The sequence below is a fragment of the Pseudomonas sp. NBRC 100443 genome, from assembly GCF_030268185.1.
Taxonomy (GTDB): Bacteria; Pseudomonadota; Gammaproteobacteria; order Pseudomonadales; family Pseudomonadaceae; genus Pseudomonas; species Pseudomonas citronellolis.
Genome location: NZ_BSQE01000008.1, coordinates 133,319 through 150,831, shown reverse-complemented (window position 1 = coordinate 150,831; position 17,513 = coordinate 133,319). Strand labels below are relative to the sequence as shown.

Here is a 17,513-nt window from a genome sequence, read left to right as displayed (position 1 = left end):
TTGCGAATGATGTCAGCGAATTTTCGCGCATCATTCTCGGCCCATATCTGACTGCGACATGGATATCGTGACCGCCCACTCAACTCCACGGACGGCGCGATGGTTTCGGTCTATCAACTCAAATCGAGCTTCCAGAATCTGCTGCGGCCATTGGTGGTGCGCCTGCATTCCCGGGGCGCGACGGCCAACCAGGTGACACTGGCGGCCTGTGCGCTATCGATGCTGGTGGCCTCCTTGGTGGCTGGCCTGGCTGCGCACCCTTGGGTGTTTGCCCTGATCCCGCTGTGGATGTTCCTGCGCATGGCACTCAATGCCATGGACGGCATGCTGGCCCGCGAATTCGGGCAGCAGTCGCCCCTCGGCGCCTACCTCAACGAACTTACCGACGTGGTCGCCGATGCCGCGCTCTACCTGCCGTTCGCCTTGCTGCCAGGGGTGACCCCGGCCTGGGTGGTGCTGGTGGTGTTGCTGGCGCTGCTCGCCGAATACGCCGGCGTGCTGGGGCACATGGTCGGTGCCTCGCGGCGCTACGACGGCCCCATGGGCAAGAGCGACCGAGCGCTGTGCTTTGGCGTGCTCGGCGCCGGAATTGCCAGTGGCTTGTTGCCGACGGCCTGGATCGACCCAGCCATGTGGTTGCTGGCTGCGCTGCTGGCGCTGACCGTGGTCAACCGCGTCAGCCAGGGCCTGGCCGCGCTGCGTCAGGACTGATGGCCGCGCTCGTCTGCCGGTTCACCCTGGCCCTCTGAAGGAACCCACGGATGCTGGAAAACTCCTCGCCTACGCCATCATCGCCAGCGCCCGCACGGTCACCGGCCTGCGCAGCCTGTGGCTGGGCACCACGCCGAAGGCGGTACAACGCATCTACTATGCCAACCACAGCAGCCATGGCGACTTCGTCCTGCTCTGGGCCTCGTTGCCGCCGGAGCTGCGCCCGCGTACCCGGCCGGTGGCCGGCGCCGACTATTGGGGCAAACCCGGCCTGCGCGGCTTCGTCATCAACCGGGTGTTCAACGGCGTGCTCATCGAGCGCCAGCGCAGCGAAGCCGATGGCAACCCGCTGGCGCCGATCGAACGCGCGCTGGCCGCCGGCGACTCGCTGATCCTGTTCCCCGAGGGCACGCGCAACCTGTGGACGACGAGGTGCGCCTGCTGCCGTTCAAGAGCGGCATCTACCACCTTTCCCGCGCCCATCCGCAGGTGGAGCTGGTGCCGGTGTGGATCGCCAACCTCAACCGGGTGATGCCCAAGGGCCGCGCGCTGCCGTTGCCGCTGCTGTGCACCCTGAGCTTCGGCACGCCGCTGGCGGCGCAGGCCGACGAGGCCAAGGAGGCTTTCCTCGAGCGCGCCCGTGAGTCGCTACTGGCCCTGGCGCCGGCGGAGGGGCACTGAAATGGACGGGCAGACCTGGCTGCTGTTCGCCGGCATCGGCGCGATCCTCCTCTGCGCCTCGATAATCGGCGCCGTCCTGCGCTGGCGCGTGGCCCCCGGGCCGCACGCGGTGATCGACAACCTCAATGCGCGGATCAAGGCCTGGTGGGCCATGGTCGCGGTGATCGGCTGCGCCTTCGCCCTTGGCAACTGGGCGGTGATCCTGCTGTTCTATGGCGTGTCGTTCTACGCGCTGCGTGAATTCATGACCTTGATGCCGACCCGGCGCAGCGACTACCCGGCACTAGTGGCGGCGTTCTACTTCGTGCTGCCGATGCAGTACCTGCTGGTCGCCATCGACTGGTACGGGATGTTCTCCATCTTCATCCCGGTCTACGTGTTCCTCCTGCTGCCGATCCTGGCCTCGCTGGGCGGCGACGCCAAGCACTTCCTCGAACGCGCCTCCAAGGTGCAGTGGGGGCTGATGCTGGCGGTGTACTGCATTTCCTTCGTGCCGGCGCTGCTGACCCTGGACATACCCGGCTTCGAGGGCCGCAACCTGCTGCTGATCGCCTATCTGGTGATAGTGGTGCAGCTCTCCGACGTGCTGCAGTACGTGTGCGGCAAGCTGTTCGGCAGACGCAGGATAGCCCCCAACCTGTCACCGTCGAAAACCGTGGAAGGCTTCGTCGGCGGCGTGGCGCTGGCCACTGCGATCGGCACCGCGCTTTACTGGATCACCCCCTTCGCGCCCTGGCAGGCGTTGCTGATGGCGCTGCTGCTGAATGTGCTGGGCTTCTTCGGCGGCCTGGTGATGTCGGCGATCAAGCGCGACCGCGGAGTCAAGGACTGGGGGCACATGATCGAGGGCCACGGCGGCATGCTCGACCGGCTGGACTCGGTGTGTTTCGCCGCGCCGATCTTCTTCCACGCGGTGCGCTACTGGTGGACCTGAGGGCCGCCTGCCGCGCCTTCATGGCATCTTAAGGAACTCCTCGCAGACTCCCGCTGCCGCCGGTCAGGGCGGCAGTGATCGGGGAGTCGCCATGCATTTCGAACAGATCAGAACCCACCTGCTGGAGTTCCTCAACAAGGGCCTGCCCGCCCGGCAGCTGCGCCGGCTGGTGCTGCTCGACCTGCTGCGCGGCTCGGCGGCCGGGCGCCAGGCCCCGGCGCAACTGGCCCAGGGCATGCTGGAATGGTCGGTGCTGGAGCCGCAGGCGCTGTTCGAGCGCCTGGGCAGCCGCCGCGAGGGTCTGAGCGAGGCCGAGGCCGCCGAGCGGCGGGAGAGCGTCGGGCTCAACGAGGTCGACCAGGAGCGCCCGATGCCCTGGTGGCGGCACCTGTGGCTGTGCTACTGCAACCCCTTCAACCTGCTGCTCAGCGTGCTGGCGCTGGTGTCGCTGTTCACCGGCGACAGCGAGGCGGCGGTGGTGATCGGCGCCATGGTGGGCATTTCCACGCTGCTGCGCTTCGTCCAGGAGAAGCGCTCCAACGACGCCGCCGAGCAGCTCAAGGCCATGGTCAGCAACACCGCCACCGTGTTCCGCTACCCCGAGGGCGGGCAGGGCGCGGCGCTGCGCCTGGAGGTGCCGATCCGCCAACTGGTGCCCGGCGAGGTGCTGTGGCTGTCGGCCGGCGACATGGTGCCGGCGGACGTGCGCCTGTTCAGCGCCAAGGACCTGTTCGTCAGCCAGGCGGCGCTCACCGGCGAGTCGCTGCCGGTGGAGAAGTTCGCCCAGGTCCGCGACGCCCGCCAGGGCAACCCGCTGGAGCGCGACAGCCTGTGCTTCATGGGCACCACCGTGGTCAGCGGCTCGGCCCGCGCGGTGGTGGTCGGCACCGGCGCGCAGACCTACTTCGGCTCCCTGGCCGAACGGGTGATCGCCAGCGACCACACGCCCACCGCCTTCCAGGCCGGGGTCAACAAGGTCAGCTGGCTGCTGATCCGCTTCATGCTGGTGATGGCGCCCATCGTCCTGCTGCTCAACGGCTTCACCAAGGGCGACTGGCTGCAGGCGGCGCTGTTCGCGCTGTCCATCGCCGTGGGCCTGACCCCGGAAATGCTGCCGATGATCGTCACCTCGACCCTGGCCAAGGGCGCGGTGGTGCTGAGCCGGCGCAAGGTCATCGTCAAGCGCCTGGACGCCATCCAGAACTTCGGCGCCATGGACATCCTCTGCACCGACAAGACCGGCACCCTGACCCAGGACCGCATCGTCCTGGAACGCCACACCGACGCCTTCGGCGAGGTGGAGGACCGGGTGCTGCAGCTGGCCTTCCTCAACAGCCACTACCAGACGGGGCTTAAGAACCTGCTGGACGTGGCCGTGCTCGAACACGTGGAACTGCGCCAGGCGCTGCGGGTGGACAGCCGCTACCGCAAGGTCGACGAAATCCCCTTCGACTTCGCCCGCCGGCGCATGTCGGTGGTGGTCAGCGAGCGCGATGACCACCATCTGCTGATCTGCAAGGGCGCCCTGGAGGAAGTGTTGGCGGTGTGTACCTCGGTGCGCGAGCAGGAGCGCGTCGAACCGCTGACCGGCGAACGCCTGGCGTGCATCCGCGCGGTGGCCGAGGCGCTCAACCAGGACGGCCTGCGGGTGGTCGCGGTGGCCACCCGCGAGCTGCCGACCAACCGCGACACCTACGGCCTGGCCGACGAGCAGGGGCTGTGCCTGGACGGCTACATCGCCTTCCTCGACCCGCCCAAGGAAACCACCGCCCCGGCCCTGCGCGCCCTGGCCGCCAACGGCGTGGCGGTGAAGGTGCTGACCGGCGACAACGAGCGGGTGACGCTGAAGGTCTGCCGCGACGTCGGCCTGCAGGTGGACGGCGTGTTGCTGGGCCCGCAGCTGGACGACATCGCCGACGCCGAGCTGGGCGAACTGGCCGAGCGCACCACGCTGTTCGCCAAGCTGACGCCGACGCACAAGGAACGCCTGGTCCGCGTGCTGCGCGAGCGCGGCCACGTGGTGGGCTTCCTCGGCGACGGCATCAACGACGCCCCGGCGCTGCGCAGCGCGGACATCGGCATCTCGGTGGACTCGGCGGTGGACATCGCCAAGGAAGCGGCCGACCTGATCCTCCTGGAAAAGAGCCTGATGGTGCTGGAGGAGGGCGTGGTGGAAGGGCGGCGCACCTTCGCCAACATGCTCAAGTACATCCGCATGACCGCCAGCTCCAACTTCGGCAACGTGTTCAGCGTGCTGGTGGCCAGCGCCTTCATCCCGTTCCTGCCGATGCTGCCGATGCAACTGCTGGTGCAGAACCTGCTGTACGACATCTCGCAGATCGCCATCCCCTTCGACGGCGTGGACGCCGAACAGCTGAGCCGCCCGCAGCAGTGGAACCCCGACGGCCTGGGGCGCTTCATGGTGTTCTTCGGGCCGTTGAGCTCGATCTTCGACATCACCACCTTCCTGGTGCTCTGGCACGTATTCGGCGCCAACGCCCCGGCCCACCAGGCGCTGTTCCAGTCCGGCTGGTTCGTCGAGGGGCTGCTCTCGCAGCTGCTGGTGGTGCACATGATCCGTACCCGGCGCATCCCCTTCCTGCAGAGCCGCGCCTCCTGGCCGCTGCTGGCGATGACCGCGGGCATAGGCGCGCTGGCGATCTTCCTGCCCATGGGGCCGCTGGCGCGCTACTTCCACATGCAGCCGCTGCCGCCGGGCTACTGGCCGTGGCTGGTGGCGATCCTGCTGGGCTACATGGGGCTGACGCAGGCGGTGAAGGGGTGGTTCGCGCGGCGGTATGGGTGGTCGTAGGGCTTGAGGGAATCGCGGACGGAGTCCGCTAGGTGCCAGGAAGCACGGCTTTTCGTAGGATAGCGTTGAGCGAAGCGATACCCATCACCACGGCAGCATGGGTATCGCAAGCTCAACCCATCCTACGAAGAGCACCTCGGCGCAAGACAGTTGCTCCTACAGGAAGCACGGGCGTAGGAGCGGACCTTGTCCGCGATGGCCGGATGTTCCGGCGCGGTTCGCGGATGAGATCCGCTCCTACGCTGCCCCACCCGCGCCATTCCCATGTAGGAGCGCGCCCTGCGCGCGATTCGCGGGCAGGGCCCGCTCCTACAGTTCCAGGAAAGCCCCGTAGGATGGGTTGAGCGAAGCAATACCCATCACCACGGCAGCATGGGTATCGCAAGCTCAACCCATCCTACGAAGAGCACCTCGGCGCAAGACAGTTGATCCTACAGGAAGCACGGGCGTAGGAGCGGACCTTGTCCGCGATGGCCGAATGTTCCGGCGCGGTTCGTGGATGAGATCCGCTACGCTGCCCCACCCGCGCCATTCCCATGTAGGAGCGCGCCCTGCGCGCGATTCGCGGGCAGGGCCCGCTACGGTGCCAGGAAGCACGGCTTTTCGTAGGATGGCGTTGAGCGAAGCGATACCCATCACCACGGCAGCATGGGTATCGCAAGCTCAACCCATCCTACGAAGAGCACCTCGGCGCAAGACAGTTGCTCCTACAGGAAGCACGGGCGGAGCGGACCTTGTCCGCGATGGCCGGATGTTCCGGCGCGGTTCGCGGATGAGATCCGCCTACGCTGCCCCACCCGCGCCATTCCCATGTAGGAGCGCGCCCTGCGCGCGATTCGCGGGCAGGGCCCGCTCCTACAGTTCCAGGAAAGCCCCATAGGATGGGTTGAGCAAAGCGATATCCATCACCACGGCAGCATGGGTATCGCAAGCTCAACCCATCCTACGAAGAGCACCTCGGCGCAAGACAGTTGCTCTACAGGAAGCACGGGCGTAGGAGCGGACCTTGTCCGCGATGGCCGGATGTTCCGGCGCGGTTCGCGGATAAGATCCGCTCCTACGCTGCCCCACCCGCGCCATTCCCATGTAGGAGCGCGCCCTGCGCGCGATTCGCGGGCAGGGCCCGCTCCTACAGTTCCAGGAAAGCCCCCGTAGGATGGGTTGAGCGAAGCGATACCCATCACCACACTAAGCCACATCAAGCCCCTCCGACAGAACACCCTTCGCGAGCAAGCTCCTACAAACCACGCCCCCCCGCGACAAACCTCAGCGCAACGTCGCCTGCACCTGCTCCGGTTCCAGCGCCTCGTCGAAGAAGCGCTGTGCATCACCAATCAGGTGGCGATGAATGGCCACCCGGTCCACCCCTTCGGCGTCCTTGCACAGGCCCGGGGTGGCGGCGGTTTCCTCTTCGTTGCAGGGGGCCATGAAGACGAAGTGGCCGGCGCCCAGCAGCACGTGGAAGTCGGCGCTGCGTGGCAGCTTGCGGGCCAGGGCGGCGGCGTTGCGCGTCCAGTCCAGCACCTTGTCGGCGTCGCCGCTGTAGATCAGCACCGGGACGTTCACGTCGGCCAGTTCGCGGCTGCCGAACATCAGCCCTAGCGGCGCCAGCAGCATCACCGCGCCCACCCGCGGGTCGGCCATGGGCGCCAGGTCGTTGCGGTCGGCCAGCAGCTCGCCGCCGGCGCTGCAGGCGTCGCGGTCGTCCGGGCGTTGCGTGCAGTAGCGGCGCAGGCGCTCCAGGCGCGGCTGGGCGCCGGCGAGGATCAGCGCCGTCTCGCCGCCGGCGGAATAGCCGATCACGCCGATGCGCCGCGGATCGAGCAGCGGCGCCAGGCGCTCGTCGGCCAGGGCCGCGCTGATGGCTTCGGACACCTGCAGCGGACGGCCGTAGAGATTGCTCAGGGCGCCCAGGCGGCTCTGGTCGTGGAGGTTGTCGCCGGGGTGCAGCAGGGTGACCACCACGAAGCCGCGCCGGGCCAGGGCCAGCACCAGGTCGCGCAGGGCCAGCGGGGTGCCGCCGTTGCCGTGGGAGACGACCAGCAGCGGGTGGCGCCCGGCCACCGCCGGGGCTTCCTCGGCCAGCGGCAGGGTGAACGGGCCGAGGGTGGTGGGGGCGGTTGGCGCCCGCGTCGGGTAGAAGGCGATGGCGCGCATCGGCTGGTGGTCCAGCGGGTCGTCGAGGGTCAGGCGATGGAAGCCGACGCTCAGCGTTTCGGCGCCGGCCGCCAGTGAGAAGATCAGTAGCACAACGCAACAGACGAATCGCCCCAACATGGTGCTCTCCACCCCCAACGCAGCCTCTGGAACGGGCGTTGCCGGGCGCCTGGGCGCGGCCGGCCGCCGCGGTGCGGACATCCTTGCAGGGTACGCGCCAATTTCACGGCGTGCGGGGCGGCGGATCGACGGTGGGAGAGGGTGTTGCGGGGAGGGGAGGGGCAGGGGATGCCGGCGCGGCATCCCCTGCGGGTGGCATCAGACGATCACGCCCTGGCTGCGCAGGTAGTCGTCGTAGCTGCCGCTGAAGTCGGTCACGCCGTTTTCCGACAGCTCGATGATGCGGGTGGCCAGGGAGGACACGAACTCGCGGTCGTGGCTGACGAAGATCAGCGTGCCCGGGTAGTTTTCCAGGGCCAGGTTGAGCGCCTCGATGGACTCCATGTCCAGGTGGTTGGTCGGCTCGTCCATCACCAGCACGTTGGGCTTCTTCAGGATCAGCTTGCCGAACAGCATGCGGCCCTGTTCGCCACCGGAGATCACCTTGACCGACTTCTTGATGTCGTCGTTGGAGAACAGCATGCGCCCAAGGGTGCCGCGCACCAGTTGTTCGCCGCCCTGGGTCCACTGGGCCATCCAGTCGAACAGGTTGTAGTCGTCCTCGAAGTCCTCGGCGTGGTCCTGGGCGAAGTAGCCGACCTCGGCGCTGTCGGTCCACTTCACTTCGCCGGTCTGCGGCGGCATCTCGCCGACCAGGGTGCGCAGCAGGGTGGTCTTGCCGATGCCGTTGGGGCCGATGATGGCGATGCGCTCGCCGGCTTCCACCTGCAGGCTCAGGTTCTTGAACAGGGGCACGCCGTCGAAGCCCTGGCTGACTTTCTCCAGGGTCACCGCCTGGCGGTGCAGCTTCTTGAACTGCTCGAAGCGGATGAACGGGCTGACGCGGCTGGACGGCTTGACCTCTTCCAGCTGGATCTTGTCGATCTGGCGCGCGCGGCTGGTGGCCTGCTTGGCCTTGGAGGCGTTGGCCGAGAAGCGGCTGACGAAGGTCTGCAGCTCGGCGATCTGCGCCTTCTTCTTGGCGTTGTCCGACAGCAGGCGCTCGCGGGCCTGTTCGGCGGCGGTCATGTACTCGTCGTAGTTGCCCGGGAACAGGCGCAGCTCGCCGTAGTCCAGGTCGGCCATGTGGGTGCAGACGCTGTTGAGGAAGTGACGATCGTGGGAAATGATGATCATGGTGCTGTTGCGCGCCGTGATGACGTTTTCCAGCCAGCGGATGGTGTTGATGTCCAGGTGGTTGGTCGGCTCGTCGAGCAGCAGCAGGTCCGGGTCGGAGAACAGCGCCTGGGCCAGCAGCACGCGCAGCTTCCAGCCCGGGGCCACGGCGCTCATCGGGCCGAAGTGCTGCTCCAGGGGAATGCCCAGGCCCAGCAGCAGCTCGCCGGCGCGGGACTCGGCGGTGTAGCCGTCGAACTCGGCGAACTGCACTTCCAGCTCGGCCACGGCCATGCCGTCGTCCTCGCTCATTTCCGGCAGCGAGTAGATGCGGTCGCGCTCGGCCTTGACCTTCCACAGTTCCTCGTGGCCCATGATCACGGTGTCGATCACCGAGAAGTCCTCGTAGGCGAACTGGTCCTGGCGCAGCTTGCCCAGGCGCACGCCGTTTTCCAGCATGACCTGGCCGGAGGAGGGCTCCAGCTCGCCGCCGAGGATCTTCATGAAGGTGGACTTACCGCAACCGTTGGCGCCGATCAGGCCGTAGCGGTTGCCGTTGCCGAACTTGACGGAAACGTTCTCGAACAGCGGCTTGGCGCCGAACTGCATGGTGATGTTCGCTGTGGAAATCAAAGTTTTACCTATCAATGACTGGCGAGCCGCTGGGCCGGTCTGGCAGCGGGCCGATACCGATTCGATACCAATGTTGGCTTTCCGGGCCCGTTACCATGGGCGCCGGGGGAATCCAGCGGACGTGCGCGAAGGGCAGCATCTGGACGCAATGTCCAGGCTTTTGCGCTTGAAGGGCGGGGGCATGCCGGACAGGCCGCGGATTATCTCATAGGTGGGCCTGTCCTTGCATGGCGGGTCGTTTCGCGCCGGCGGGCCGCCCGTCAGCCGGGCGTCTGTTTCTCGAAGGCGGCCTCGGCCTCCAGGCTCTGCCCGTCGCGCCCCACGGTGGCGACGGCGAGCGCCTTGCCGTCGCGCCAGTAGGTCACCCGGCAGTCGTGGGCGGCGGGGTCGCCGTCGATGTCCACGCGGTCCCAGTGCTGCGCGTGGCCGACGTAGTCGATGGTGGTGTCGTACTGGTGCGTCCAGAAGAACGGCACCGCGGTGAAGCGCTGGGCGTGGCCGAGGATGTTGCGCGCCGCCGCCATGCCCTGGCGCTCGGCGACCGCCCAGTGCTCCACGCGGATCGCCTCGCCGCTGCGGGCGTCCGGCCAGCGGGCGATGTCGCCCACGGCATAGACGTCCGCGGCGCTGGTGCGCAGCCAGGCGTCCACCAGCACGCCCTTGTCCAGCTTCAGGCCGGCGTCGCGGGCCAGCTCCAGCTCGGGGCGGGCGCCGATGCCGATCACCACCAGGTCCGTCGGCAGCGTGCCGCCAGTGGACAGCCTGACCTGCTGCGCCTCGATCGCCTTGACCTCGGCGCCGAAATGGAAGCCCACGCCGTGGGCTTCGTGCAGGGCCCGGAGCATGTCGCCCAGGGCTTCGCCGAAGACGTTCTCCATGGGCCGCGCGCCGGGCGCCACTATCTGCACGTCCAGGCCGCGGCTGCGCAGCGAGGCGGCCACTTCCAGGCCGATGAAGCCGGCGCCCACCACCACGCAGCGGCGGGCCGTGGCGCAGCGGGCGATCAGCTCGTCGCAGTCGGCGAGGCTGCGCAGCACGCGGACGTGGGGCAGGTCGGCGCCGGGCACGTCCAGGCGCGCTGGCGCGGAGCCGGTGGCCAGCACCAGGGCGCCGTAGTCCAGTTCCTCGCCGCTGGCGAGGGTCAGCTTCTTGTGCGCCGTGTCGATGTGGCTGACGCGGGTATCGCAGCGCAGTTCGATGCGCTGGCTGGCGTAGAAGTCCGCCGAACGCAGTGGCAGCCAGGCGGGGTCGGCGCTGCCGGCCAGGTAGTCCTTGGACAGGTTGGGCCGGTCGTAGGGGGCCGCCGGGTCGGCGCTGAGCAGGGTGATGGGCCCGTCGTAGCCCTCGTGGCGCAGGCCGAGGGCCGCCGCGTTGCCGGCGGCGCCGCCGCCGATGATCACCACCGAGGCCGGTGGCTGGGCGCCGGCTGGCAGGTCTGCCGGAGCAACGGGCAAGGGCGCGCCGACGTAGGCCTTGCCGTCGCGGCAGTCCACCTGCCAGCGCGGCAGGTCGTCCAGCGCCGGCGGGGCGAGCAGGCGCCCGTCGTGCAGGCGGAAGCAGGCGTGGTGCCAGGGGCAGCGCAGGGTATCGCCGTCGACCAGGCCCTCGGCCAGGGGCGCGCCGTAGTGCGGGCAGGTGGCGCCTATGGCGTACAGTTGCCCGGCCTGGCGCACCAGCAGCGCCGCTTCGCCGCCGACGTGGCCAGCGAGCGGGCTGCCTTCGGTGATGTCCGCCAGGGGCACGCCCTGGGCGAAGTCGGGGCCGGGCGGGGACGATGGATGGTCGCTCATCGCTCTCTCCTCGTCTTTTCCTGAAGGTCACCGCTTCAGGATAGCCCCCCGCGCTCGGGCGGGCGCCTACGCTCGTCGAGGCGCGGTCAGGCCGCGTGCTCCTTGCCTTGCCCCGCGCGCACGTCGAAGGCGCCGCCGGTGACCACGCCGTCCACCGTCACCCGGCCCTTGCCCGGCAGCAGCGGGAACACCAGTTCGGCGAAGCGGTAGGCCTCTTCCAGGTGCGGGTAGCCGGACAGCACGAAGCTGTCCACGCCCAGCGCCGCATACTCCAGCAGGCGCGCCGCTACCGTCTGCGGGTCACCGACCAGCGCAGTGCCGGCGCCGCCGCGCACCAGGCCGACGCCGGCCCACAGGTTGGGGGCGACTTCCAGGCGCTTGCGGTCGCCGCCGTGCAGCGCGGCCATGCGCCGCTGGCCTTCGGAATCCATCTTCGCGTAGTTGGCCTGGGCCGCGGCGATGGTGGCGTCGTCCAGGTGGCTGATCAGCTCCTCGGCGGCGGCCCAGGCCTTCTCGTTGGTCTCGCGCACGATCACGTGCAGGCGCACGCCGAAGCGCACCGTGCGGCCATGGCGGGCGGCGCGCTGGCGCACGTCGGCGATCTTCTCGGCCACCGCCGCCGGCGGCTCGCCCCAGGTCAGGTAGGCGTCCACGTGCTTGGCCGCCAGTTCATGGGCGGCGGGCGAGGAGCCGCCGAAGTACAGCGGCGGGTAGGGCTTCTGCACGGGCGGGAAGAAGTTCTGCGCGCCGCGCACCTGCAGGTGCTTGCCGTCGTGGTCGACGGTCTCGCCGCCGAGCAGGCGCCGCCAGATGCCGAGGAACTCGTCGGAGGCCTCGTAGCGTTCGTCGTGGGAATAGAAGACGCCGTCGGCGGCCAGCTCGGTGGCGTCGCCGCCGGGCACCACGTTGAGCAGCAGGCGGCCGCCGCTGGCCTGGTCGAGGGTGGCTGCCTGGCGCGCCGAGGCGGTGGGGTTGCCCAGGGAAGTGCGCAGCGCCACCAGCAGCTTGATGCGCCGCGTCACCGGCACCAGGCTGGCGGCGGTCACCCAGGGGTCGAGGCAGCTGGCGCCGGTGGGGATCAGCAGGCCGTCGTAGCCGAGCTGGTCGGCGGCCACGGCGATCTGCCGCATATATTCGTTGGTCGCCGGGCGGCCGCTGTCGGAATGGCCCAGGTAGCGGGTGTCGCCGGAAGTGGGCAGGAACCAGAAGATGTCCAGACTCATGATGTGTCCTCGTTGCCATCGTCGAAAGGGGCAGGGCCCCATGGGTGCACGCGTGGCGGGGAGTCTTGTTGGAATGGGGCGAACGCTCGCGGAAGGCGCCGACGCCGCGCAGGGATGCGGGCGTGGGATTCGCAGTGGGAGCCGTTGAAGCGCTAGCGGCTGTCAGGCAAGCCCCATGCCAGCGACGCAGGCGCCGTGGCGCGGGGCCTGGCGAGCTGCGGGCGGTGGCGCACTGTTGCTGGGCGGGCAGATTGCTGGATCGCTGTTGGTCTACGGACAGCTGGCTCCTGCTGGCGCAGGAGAAACGCCATCCTACGGGGACATGCCGTGCCTCGTGGCGCACACGTAGGGCGAATAACGCTCCGCGTTATCCGCCGTTTAGCGGGGATCCCCGGCGGCGCCAAGGTTGGCCTGGGCCTTGTCCGCCCTGCCGGCGGAATCGCGGATGAATCCGCTCCTACAAGGTGCGGAGAAACGCCACCGTAGGATGGGTTGAGCGAAGCGATACCCATCACCGCCACCGCATGGGTTTCGCAGGCTCAACCCATCCTACGAAGAGCATTTCGGCGCGGGCAGGACGGTTGCTGGATGCCGAGGCAGCCAAAGTGCTCGAGGCTTAGACTCTTTATTCACTACAGTTATTTGCTAAGCACTGGAATGCATATCCATCCCGTGGTTTTCCCTGCCGCTTGAGCAGCTGTCGCTGCCATGACGTCGAATCCGTCGTCATCACGCCGAAAGGCTCCGCGGCACCGGGCTTTTCGCCGTGGCGGGCGAAGCGAACCGGCGCTGGGCCGCCAGCTTGTCCGGTTCGCCGGCCTCCCTAGAATCGGCTCCATCAGCAGTTACCCATTCCGTCCAGTTCAGGGAGTTCCACCATGATGAATGCAATGCAGATGCCGATGAACGCCAACCCGATGATGCCCATGATGGGCATGCCGATGATGATGGCGACCATGCAGTGCGAAATGCAGGACGACGGCATGATGTGCAAGATGATGCCGGCCATGGGCATGGACGCGGCCATGTTCCGCAACAACGCGGAAATGATGGCGATGATGATGAACTGCGGCATGCCGATGATGATGCACTGCGGCAACATGTCGATGATGTGCATGTCCCAGACCGGCATGGCGATGATGCCGATGATGGGCATGATGAACATGATGCCGATGATGATGGGCATGCCCATGCCGTCGATGAAGTGCATGATGGAGTGCTCCATGCAGGGCGACGCCATGATGTGCAAGATGATGCCGATGCAGGGCATGAACATGGAGATGTTCAAGAACTGCTGCATGCTGATGAACAAGATGATGGAATGCGGCATGCCGATGATGATGAGCTGCAACGGCATGCCGATGATGTGCTGCACCTGCTGACCGCGGCGCGCTGAACGACAAAGGCCCGATGGGGAAACCCGCCGGGCCTTTTGTTTTGCGCCGCCGCCTCAGTCCAGGCGTTCGGCGTAGGTGGTCACCAGGTAGGCCACGGCCTCGCTGTCGGCCGGGTTGCGGTAACTGTGCGGCTGGTCAGCGTAGAACAGGATGGAGTCGCCGGTGCCGAGCAGGAAGCGTTCTTCGTTCACCGCGATCTCCAGCACACCCTGGGCCACCACCAGGTTCTCCTGGGTGCCGGGGGCGTGGCCGGCGGAGTGCTCGGTGGCCAGGCCGGCCAAGCGCAGTTCGTAGAATTCCACCTGGCGCGAGACGTCGAAGGGGAACAGCGCGCGGCTGACGAAGGCGCCGTCGCCGCTGACCAGGCGCTTGCTCTCGCGCGCCGGCAGCAGGGCCACGCCGTCGAAGGCGCGGTCGTCGAGGAAGGCCGCCACCGAGACCTTCAGGCCCTGGGCGATCTTGCACAGCACCTTGATCGAGGGAACGCTGCGTCCGGATTCGATCTGCGCCAGCATCGCCCGGCTCACCCCGGACAGCCGGGCCAGACCGTCCAGGGACAGGTTGCGCTTGCCGCGCAGGCGCAGCAGGTTGTGGGCCACGCGTTGGCCGATGGGGTCGTCGGCCGCCGCCGGTGCGGCTTCGAGGCCCGCCTCGGTGGCGTCGCTGGAAAGCGGCAGGCCCACGTTCAGGCCTCGCGGATGCCGTTGTCGCGCTGCTGCACCCACTGGGCGGCGCCGAAGCCGGCGCGGCTCGCGTACATCGCCCACATCAGCTCGGCCATGCGCCGCGCCTGGCGGCGGGTGCGGTAGCGGGCGAGGTCGATGACGTTGTCGGTGCGGTCCATGGCGACTCCTCAGGGAACTGCGGTGAAGGATGGGGCTAGCCTAGCCGGGGCAATGTTAGAACCATAAATACTGAGTTTTCATTTATTAATCACTTATAGGACTAAGCATTTCCCTCGCCTGTAGGTGGCGCTTGATGCTTTGTCTTTATTGGTTACGATCGATCTTCAATCGAAACGACTCTGTCTGCGCAGGAGGCAATTGGCATGGCCACCACCGGCAAGACCCGCTCTGTCACCGCCCAGGTTCCCGTCGAACCGGCGGCGCGCGTGGACGAAACCGCCGCGCGTAGCCGCCTGACCCGCGAGGCCCTGGCCGATGTGGATGCCGGCCGGGTGATCGATCATCAGGCCGTCCAGGCCTGGGCGGACAGCCTGGACTCCGACACGTCGCTACCGCTGCCGGAACCGTGCTGACGATTGGCCTAGGCTGAAAGCATCCCACGCCACCGCCAGGAGCCACCCATGAGCCTTCGCCCCTTCCACCTCGCCATCCCCGTCCACGACCTGCCCGCCGCCCGCCGTTTCTACGGCGAGGTGTTCGGCCTGGAGGAGGGCCGCTCCAGCGACCAGTGGGTGGACTTCGACTTCTATGGCCATCAGTTGGTGATCCACGAGCATCCGCGCACCGCGTCCCAGGAAAACGCCCACTGCAACCCGGTGGACGGCCACGACGTGCCGGTGCCGCACTTCGGCATCGTGCTGGATTGGGAACAGTGGGAAGCGCTGGCCGAGCGCCTGCGTTCGTTCGACGTGCGCTTCGTGATCGAGCCCTACGTGCGCTTCAAGGGCCAGGTGGGCGAGCAGGCGACCATGTTCCTCCTCGACCCCTGCGGCAACGCCCTGGAGTTCAAGGCGTTCAAGGACATCGGCCAGCTGTTCGCCAGGTAGCTCAGGGCAGCAGGCGCATCATGCCGCCCGCCTAGCCGACCCGCAGCCAGATCGCCGAGGCGTCGTCGCTGGCCTTGAAGCGCGGATAGCGCAGGCAGGCTGCGTCGTCCTGCTCGATACCGCGCAGTTCTTCCGCCAGCGGCCCCAGGCCGTGTTCGAGCACGCGCGCGACCAGGCCGGCGGCATCGTAGGCGCCGTAGATGTCGAGCAGCGCGGCGAAACCGTCGCTCATCAGCAGCAGGTCGTCGCCCCGGGCCAGGGGCGCGCGGGCCTGGCGCAGGTCTGCCCTGGACTGGGCGGCATCCACGCCCAGCACGGCCCGGGGACGTTCGCGGGCGGAGCGGCGGTCGGCCAGCACGTGAGGCGTGCGCACGCCGCCGGCACCAGCGCCAGGGCCGAGGGCGGCGGCTTCTGCGAGCTCCTCCGCGCGGTCCGGCACGGGTGTCAGGAAGGCCACGCCGGTGGCGCTGCGATGGATGACCACGCAATCGCCGAGGAAGCCGCAGGCGAGGCTGTCGCCCTCTATCGCCACCGCAGCGAACGAGGCGCGCGGCAGTTCCCAGGCGGCGACCGGTTCGCGGCGGCGGTCGCGCCGATAGTCGTCGGCGACCGCGTCGAAGACGCTTTCGCACAGGTTCGCCAGCTTGCCGGAGGCCGTGGCGAAGGCGCGGTGCGCGGACGCGGCCAGCCAGGCGGCGTCGCCGCGCTCGCCCAGCAGGCCCGGTTCGCCGAGGTCGGTCGCCCCGTCGATGACCCAGGCATGCCGCTCGGCGCAGCCGATGCGGTCGTCGTTGGGAACGTCCAATTTGCCGGCGAGGCTGAGGACCTGGAGCAGATCGAAGTGCATGGGCAGGGTTTCTCCCGTCGAGCGTGGGTGTCTGGCTGCCGGCACGGGGTTCGGCACCGGCCAAGGGCAGAGCCTGTCAGCCGGGCGGCGTGCTGTCCACCCCGTGCGGGTTGCATCCGGGGTTCGCTATGCACAATTCTATACAGCGAAATCCCGAGGACTCCGCAGAGACTGCCCGAATGAATACCGCCGTGTACGCCAAGGAAGCCGTGGGCGCGAACTATGCGCCGGAACTGATGAAATACGCCCAGGCCCGCACCTGGGAGGCCGTGGACGCCATCGCCGCGGCCATCCGCCCGGGGATGAGCGAGTCCGAGGCCACCGCCATCGGCAAGCAGGTGCTGGCCGAGCTGGACATGCAGCGCATCTGGCATCCGCTGCTGATCCGCTTCGGCGCCAACACCCTGAAGACCTTCAAGCAGCGCTCCGACGGCGACCCTGTGCTGGGCGCGAACGACATCTTCTTCATCGACATGGGCGTGGTCTGGCGCGGCCACGAAGGCGATGCCGGGGCCACCTTCGTGGTCGGCGACGACGCCGAGATGGCGGCCTGCGCGGCGGCGGCCAAGGAGCTGTTCCAGCGCGTCGAGGCGCACTGGCGCGACACCCGCTGCAGCGGCGTGGCGCTGTACGACTTCGCCCATGCCCAGGCCGAGGCGCTGGGCTGGAAGCTCAACCTGGACATCAAGGGCCACCGCGTCAGCGACTTCCCCCACGCCATCTACCGCGCCGGCGACCTGGGCGACTACGCCGAGCACCCCAACGGCGGGCTGTGGATCCTGGAAATCCAGATCGCCCACCCGCACAAGCCCTACGGGGCCTTCTACGAGGACCTGCTGGCCTGACGCAAGGCGGGTGCCCTCGGCGGCAACCGCCGGGGGCGTTTGAAGGCGCGCCCGGAGTTGTCTTTTACATATGGAAATCCGTATATTCGAATTTCCATATGTTCTGGTGCCCCCGATGATCGCGCCCCCCGAAGTCTTCAAGTGCCTGGCCGACGAGACCCGCGCCCGCGCCACCCTGCTGATCGCCGAGCAGGGCGAGCTGTGCGTCTGCGAGCTGATGTGCGCGCTGGGCGACAGCCAGCCCAAGGTCAGCCGCCACCTGGCGCAGCTGCGCGCTGCCGGGCTGCTGCTCGACCGCCGCCAGGGGCAGTGGGTGTACTACCGCCTCAACCCGGCGCTGCCCGCCTGGGTCCATGAGGTACTGCGCGTCACCCTGCAGGCCAACGCCGACTGGCTGAAGGAAAGCGCCGCCCGCCTGCGCGACATGGATGGCCGCCCCGTGCGCGCCAGCTGCTGCTGAACCCCTCCCGGAACCC

15 protein-coding genes and 1 pseudogene are annotated in these 17,513 nt (G+C 68.1%); 9 read left to right on the top strand and 7 right to left on the bottom strand.

The genetic code is table 11. The annotated features are described in order from the left end of the window. Positions 1–99: 99 nt before the first annotated feature. The 4 genes and pseudogenes from QSJ95_RS12875 (at position 100) to mgtA (ending at position 5,138) form a co-directional block, all read left to right on the top strand. Positions 100–711, top strand: coding sequence for a CDP-alcohol phosphatidyltransferase family protein (locus tag QSJ95_RS12875; RefSeq protein WP_285642832.1), 612 nt, complete (start codon positions 100–102; stop codon positions 709–711). A 34-nt stretch (positions 712–745) separates the two neighbouring features. Then, positions 746–1,392, top strand: a pseudogene (locus QSJ95_RS12870) (lysophospholipid acyltransferase family protein). A gap of 1 nt (position 1,393) precedes the next feature. Further along, on the top strand, positions 1,394–2,326 hold the full coding sequence (locus tag QSJ95_RS12865; protein WP_285642830.1) for a phosphatidate cytidylyltransferase: 933 nt from the start codon (positions 1,394–1,396) through the stop codon (positions 2,324–2,326). 91 nt (positions 2,327–2,417) lie between these two features. Then, complete coding sequence (mgtA, locus tag QSJ95_RS12860) at positions 2,418–5,138, top strand: magnesium-translocating P-type ATPase (protein WP_285642828.1); 2,721 nt, start codon at positions 2,418–2,420, stop codon at positions 5,136–5,138. A 1,266-nt stretch (positions 5,139–6,404) separates the two neighbouring features. On the opposite strand, the gene QSJ95_RS12855 is transcribed toward mgtA, so the two are convergent. The 4 genes from QSJ95_RS12855 to ssuD all read right to left on the bottom strand — a co-directional run bounded on the left by QSJ95_RS12855 (position 6,405) and on the right by ssuD (position 12,216). Beyond that, positions 6,405–7,415: an alpha/beta hydrolase family protein gene (locus QSJ95_RS12855; RefSeq protein ID WP_009619468.1), complete on the bottom strand. Its 1,011-nt coding sequence runs from the start codon at positions 7,413–7,415 to the stop codon at positions 6,405–6,407. 198 nt (positions 7,416–7,613) lie between these two features. Further along, positions 7,614–9,203: an ABC-F family ATPase gene (locus tag QSJ95_RS12850; protein ID WP_024128333.1), complete on the bottom strand. Its 1,590-nt coding sequence runs from the start codon at positions 9,201–9,203 to the stop codon at positions 7,614–7,616. A gap of 260 nt (positions 9,204–9,463) precedes the next feature. Then, a complete protein-coding gene (locus QSJ95_RS12845) occupies positions 9,464–10,993 on the bottom strand; it encodes an FAD-dependent oxidoreductase (protein ID WP_285642824.1) in 1,530 nt (509 codons plus the stop codon). Between the two features lie 86 nt (positions 10,994–11,079). Next, the gene (gene ssuD / locus QSJ95_RS12840; RefSeq protein ID WP_009619473.1) at positions 11,080–12,216 is read right to left on the bottom strand and encodes an FMNH2-dependent alkanesulfonate monooxygenase; all 1,137 of its coding nucleotides are present in this window, start codon (positions 12,214–12,216) and stop codon (positions 11,080–11,082) included. Positions 12,217–13,094: 878 nt separating this feature from the next. Between ssuD and QSJ95_RS12835 the strand changes: the two genes are divergently transcribed. Beyond that, entirely contained in the window at positions 13,095–13,598 is a 504-nt protein-coding gene (locus QSJ95_RS12835; protein WP_009619475.1) for a hypothetical protein, read from the top strand. 68 nt (positions 13,599–13,666) lie between these two features. Here QSJ95_RS12835 and QSJ95_RS12830 read toward each other — a convergent pair whose 3' ends face one another. Together QSJ95_RS12830 and QSJ95_RS12825 are read right to left on the bottom strand one after the other, a co-directional pair. Next, the gene (locus QSJ95_RS12830) at positions 13,667–14,290 is read right to left on the bottom strand and encodes a helix-turn-helix domain-containing protein (protein WP_285642949.1); all 624 of its coding nucleotides are present in this window, start codon (positions 14,288–14,290) and stop codon (positions 13,667–13,669) included. A gap of 8 nt (positions 14,291–14,298) precedes the next feature. After that, positions 14,299–14,457, bottom strand: a complete 159-nt coding sequence (locus QSJ95_RS12825) for a hypothetical protein (protein ID WP_009619479.1) — start codon at positions 14,455–14,457, stop codon at positions 14,299–14,301. Between the two features lie 204 nt (positions 14,458–14,661). Here QSJ95_RS12825 and QSJ95_RS12820 point away from each other — a divergent pair, with 204 nt between their 5' ends. Both QSJ95_RS12820 and QSJ95_RS12815 read left to right on the top strand, forming a co-directional pair. Further along, entirely contained in the window at positions 14,662–14,871 is a 210-nt protein-coding gene (locus QSJ95_RS12820) for a hypothetical protein (protein WP_043266623.1), read from the top strand. Between the two features lie 48 nt (positions 14,872–14,919). Further along, positions 14,920–15,345, top strand: coding sequence for a VOC family protein (locus QSJ95_RS12815; protein ID WP_043315128.1), 426 nt, complete (start codon positions 14,920–14,922; stop codon positions 15,343–15,345). A 31-nt stretch (positions 15,346–15,376) separates the two neighbouring features. Here the strand turns inward: QSJ95_RS12815 and QSJ95_RS12810 are convergent, their stop codons facing one another. Beyond that, positions 15,377–16,192, bottom strand: coding sequence for a protein phosphatase 2C domain-containing protein (locus QSJ95_RS12810; protein WP_285642816.1), 816 nt, complete (start codon positions 16,190–16,192; stop codon positions 15,377–15,379). Between the two features lie 179 nt (positions 16,193–16,371). Here QSJ95_RS12810 and QSJ95_RS12805 point away from each other — a divergent pair, with 179 nt between their 5' ends. Both QSJ95_RS12805 and QSJ95_RS12800 read left to right on the top strand, forming a co-directional pair. Continuing rightward, positions 16,372–17,037, top strand: coding sequence for a M24 family metallopeptidase (locus tag QSJ95_RS12805; protein ID WP_285642814.1), 666 nt, complete (start codon positions 16,372–16,374; stop codon positions 17,035–17,037). A gap of 115 nt (positions 17,038–17,152) precedes the next feature. Then, positions 17,153–17,497 carry a metalloregulator ArsR/SmtB family transcription factor gene (locus QSJ95_RS12800; RefSeq protein ID WP_069866041.1) on the top strand — a complete coding sequence of 115 codons (345 nt, stop codon included), beginning with the start codon at positions 17,153–17,155 and terminating at the stop codon, positions 17,495–17,497. Positions 17,498–17,513 lie beyond the last annotated feature (16 nt).

Excerpts from the sequence above, each read along its gene's own strand:
- QSJ95_RS12820 (WP_043266623.1), top strand. The coding sequence starts at position 14,662 with ATGGCCACCACCGGCAAGACCCGCTCTGTCACCGCCCAGGTTCCCGTC.
- QSJ95_RS12805 (WP_285642814.1), top strand. The coding sequence starts at position 16,372 with ATGAATACCGCCGTGTACGCCAAGGAAGCCGTGGGCGCGAACTATGCG.
- mgtA (WP_285642828.1), top strand. The coding sequence starts at position 2,418 with ATGCATTTCGAACAGATCAGAACCCACCTGCTGGAGTTCCTCAACAAG.
- QSJ95_RS12835 (WP_009619475.1), top strand. The coding sequence starts at position 13,095 with ATGATGAATGCAATGCAGATGCCGATGAACGCCAACCCGATGATGCCC.
- QSJ95_RS12855 (WP_009619468.1), bottom strand. The coding sequence starts at position 7,415 with ATGTTGGGGCGATTCGTCTGTTGCGTTGTGCTACTGATCTTCTCACTG.
- QSJ95_RS12810 (WP_285642816.1), bottom strand. The coding sequence starts at position 16,192 with ATGCACTTCGATCTGCTCCAGGTCCTCAGCCTCGCCGGCAAATTGGAC.
- ssuD (WP_009619473.1), bottom strand. The coding sequence starts at position 12,216 with ATGAGTCTGGACATCTTCTGGTTCCTGCCCACTTCCGGCGACACCCGC.
- QSJ95_RS12875 (WP_285642832.1), top strand. The coding sequence starts at position 100 with ATGGTTTCGGTCTATCAACTCAAATCGAGCTTCCAGAATCTGCTGCGG.
- QSJ95_RS12865 (WP_285642830.1), top strand. The coding sequence starts at position 1,394 with ATGGACGGGCAGACCTGGCTGCTGTTCGCCGGCATCGGCGCGATCCTC.
- QSJ95_RS12825 (WP_009619479.1), bottom strand. The coding sequence starts at position 14,457 with ATGGACCGCACCGACAACGTCATCGACCTCGCCCGCTACCGCACCCGC.
- QSJ95_RS12815 (WP_043315128.1), top strand. The coding sequence starts at position 14,920 with ATGAGCCTTCGCCCCTTCCACCTCGCCATCCCCGTCCACGACCTGCCC.
- QSJ95_RS12800 (WP_069866041.1), top strand. The coding sequence starts at position 17,153 with ATGATCGCGCCCCCCGAAGTCTTCAAGTGCCTGGCCGACGAGACCCGC.
- QSJ95_RS12845 (WP_285642824.1), bottom strand. The coding sequence starts at position 10,993 with ATGAGCGACCATCCATCGTCCCCGCCCGGCCCCGACTTCGCCCAGGGC.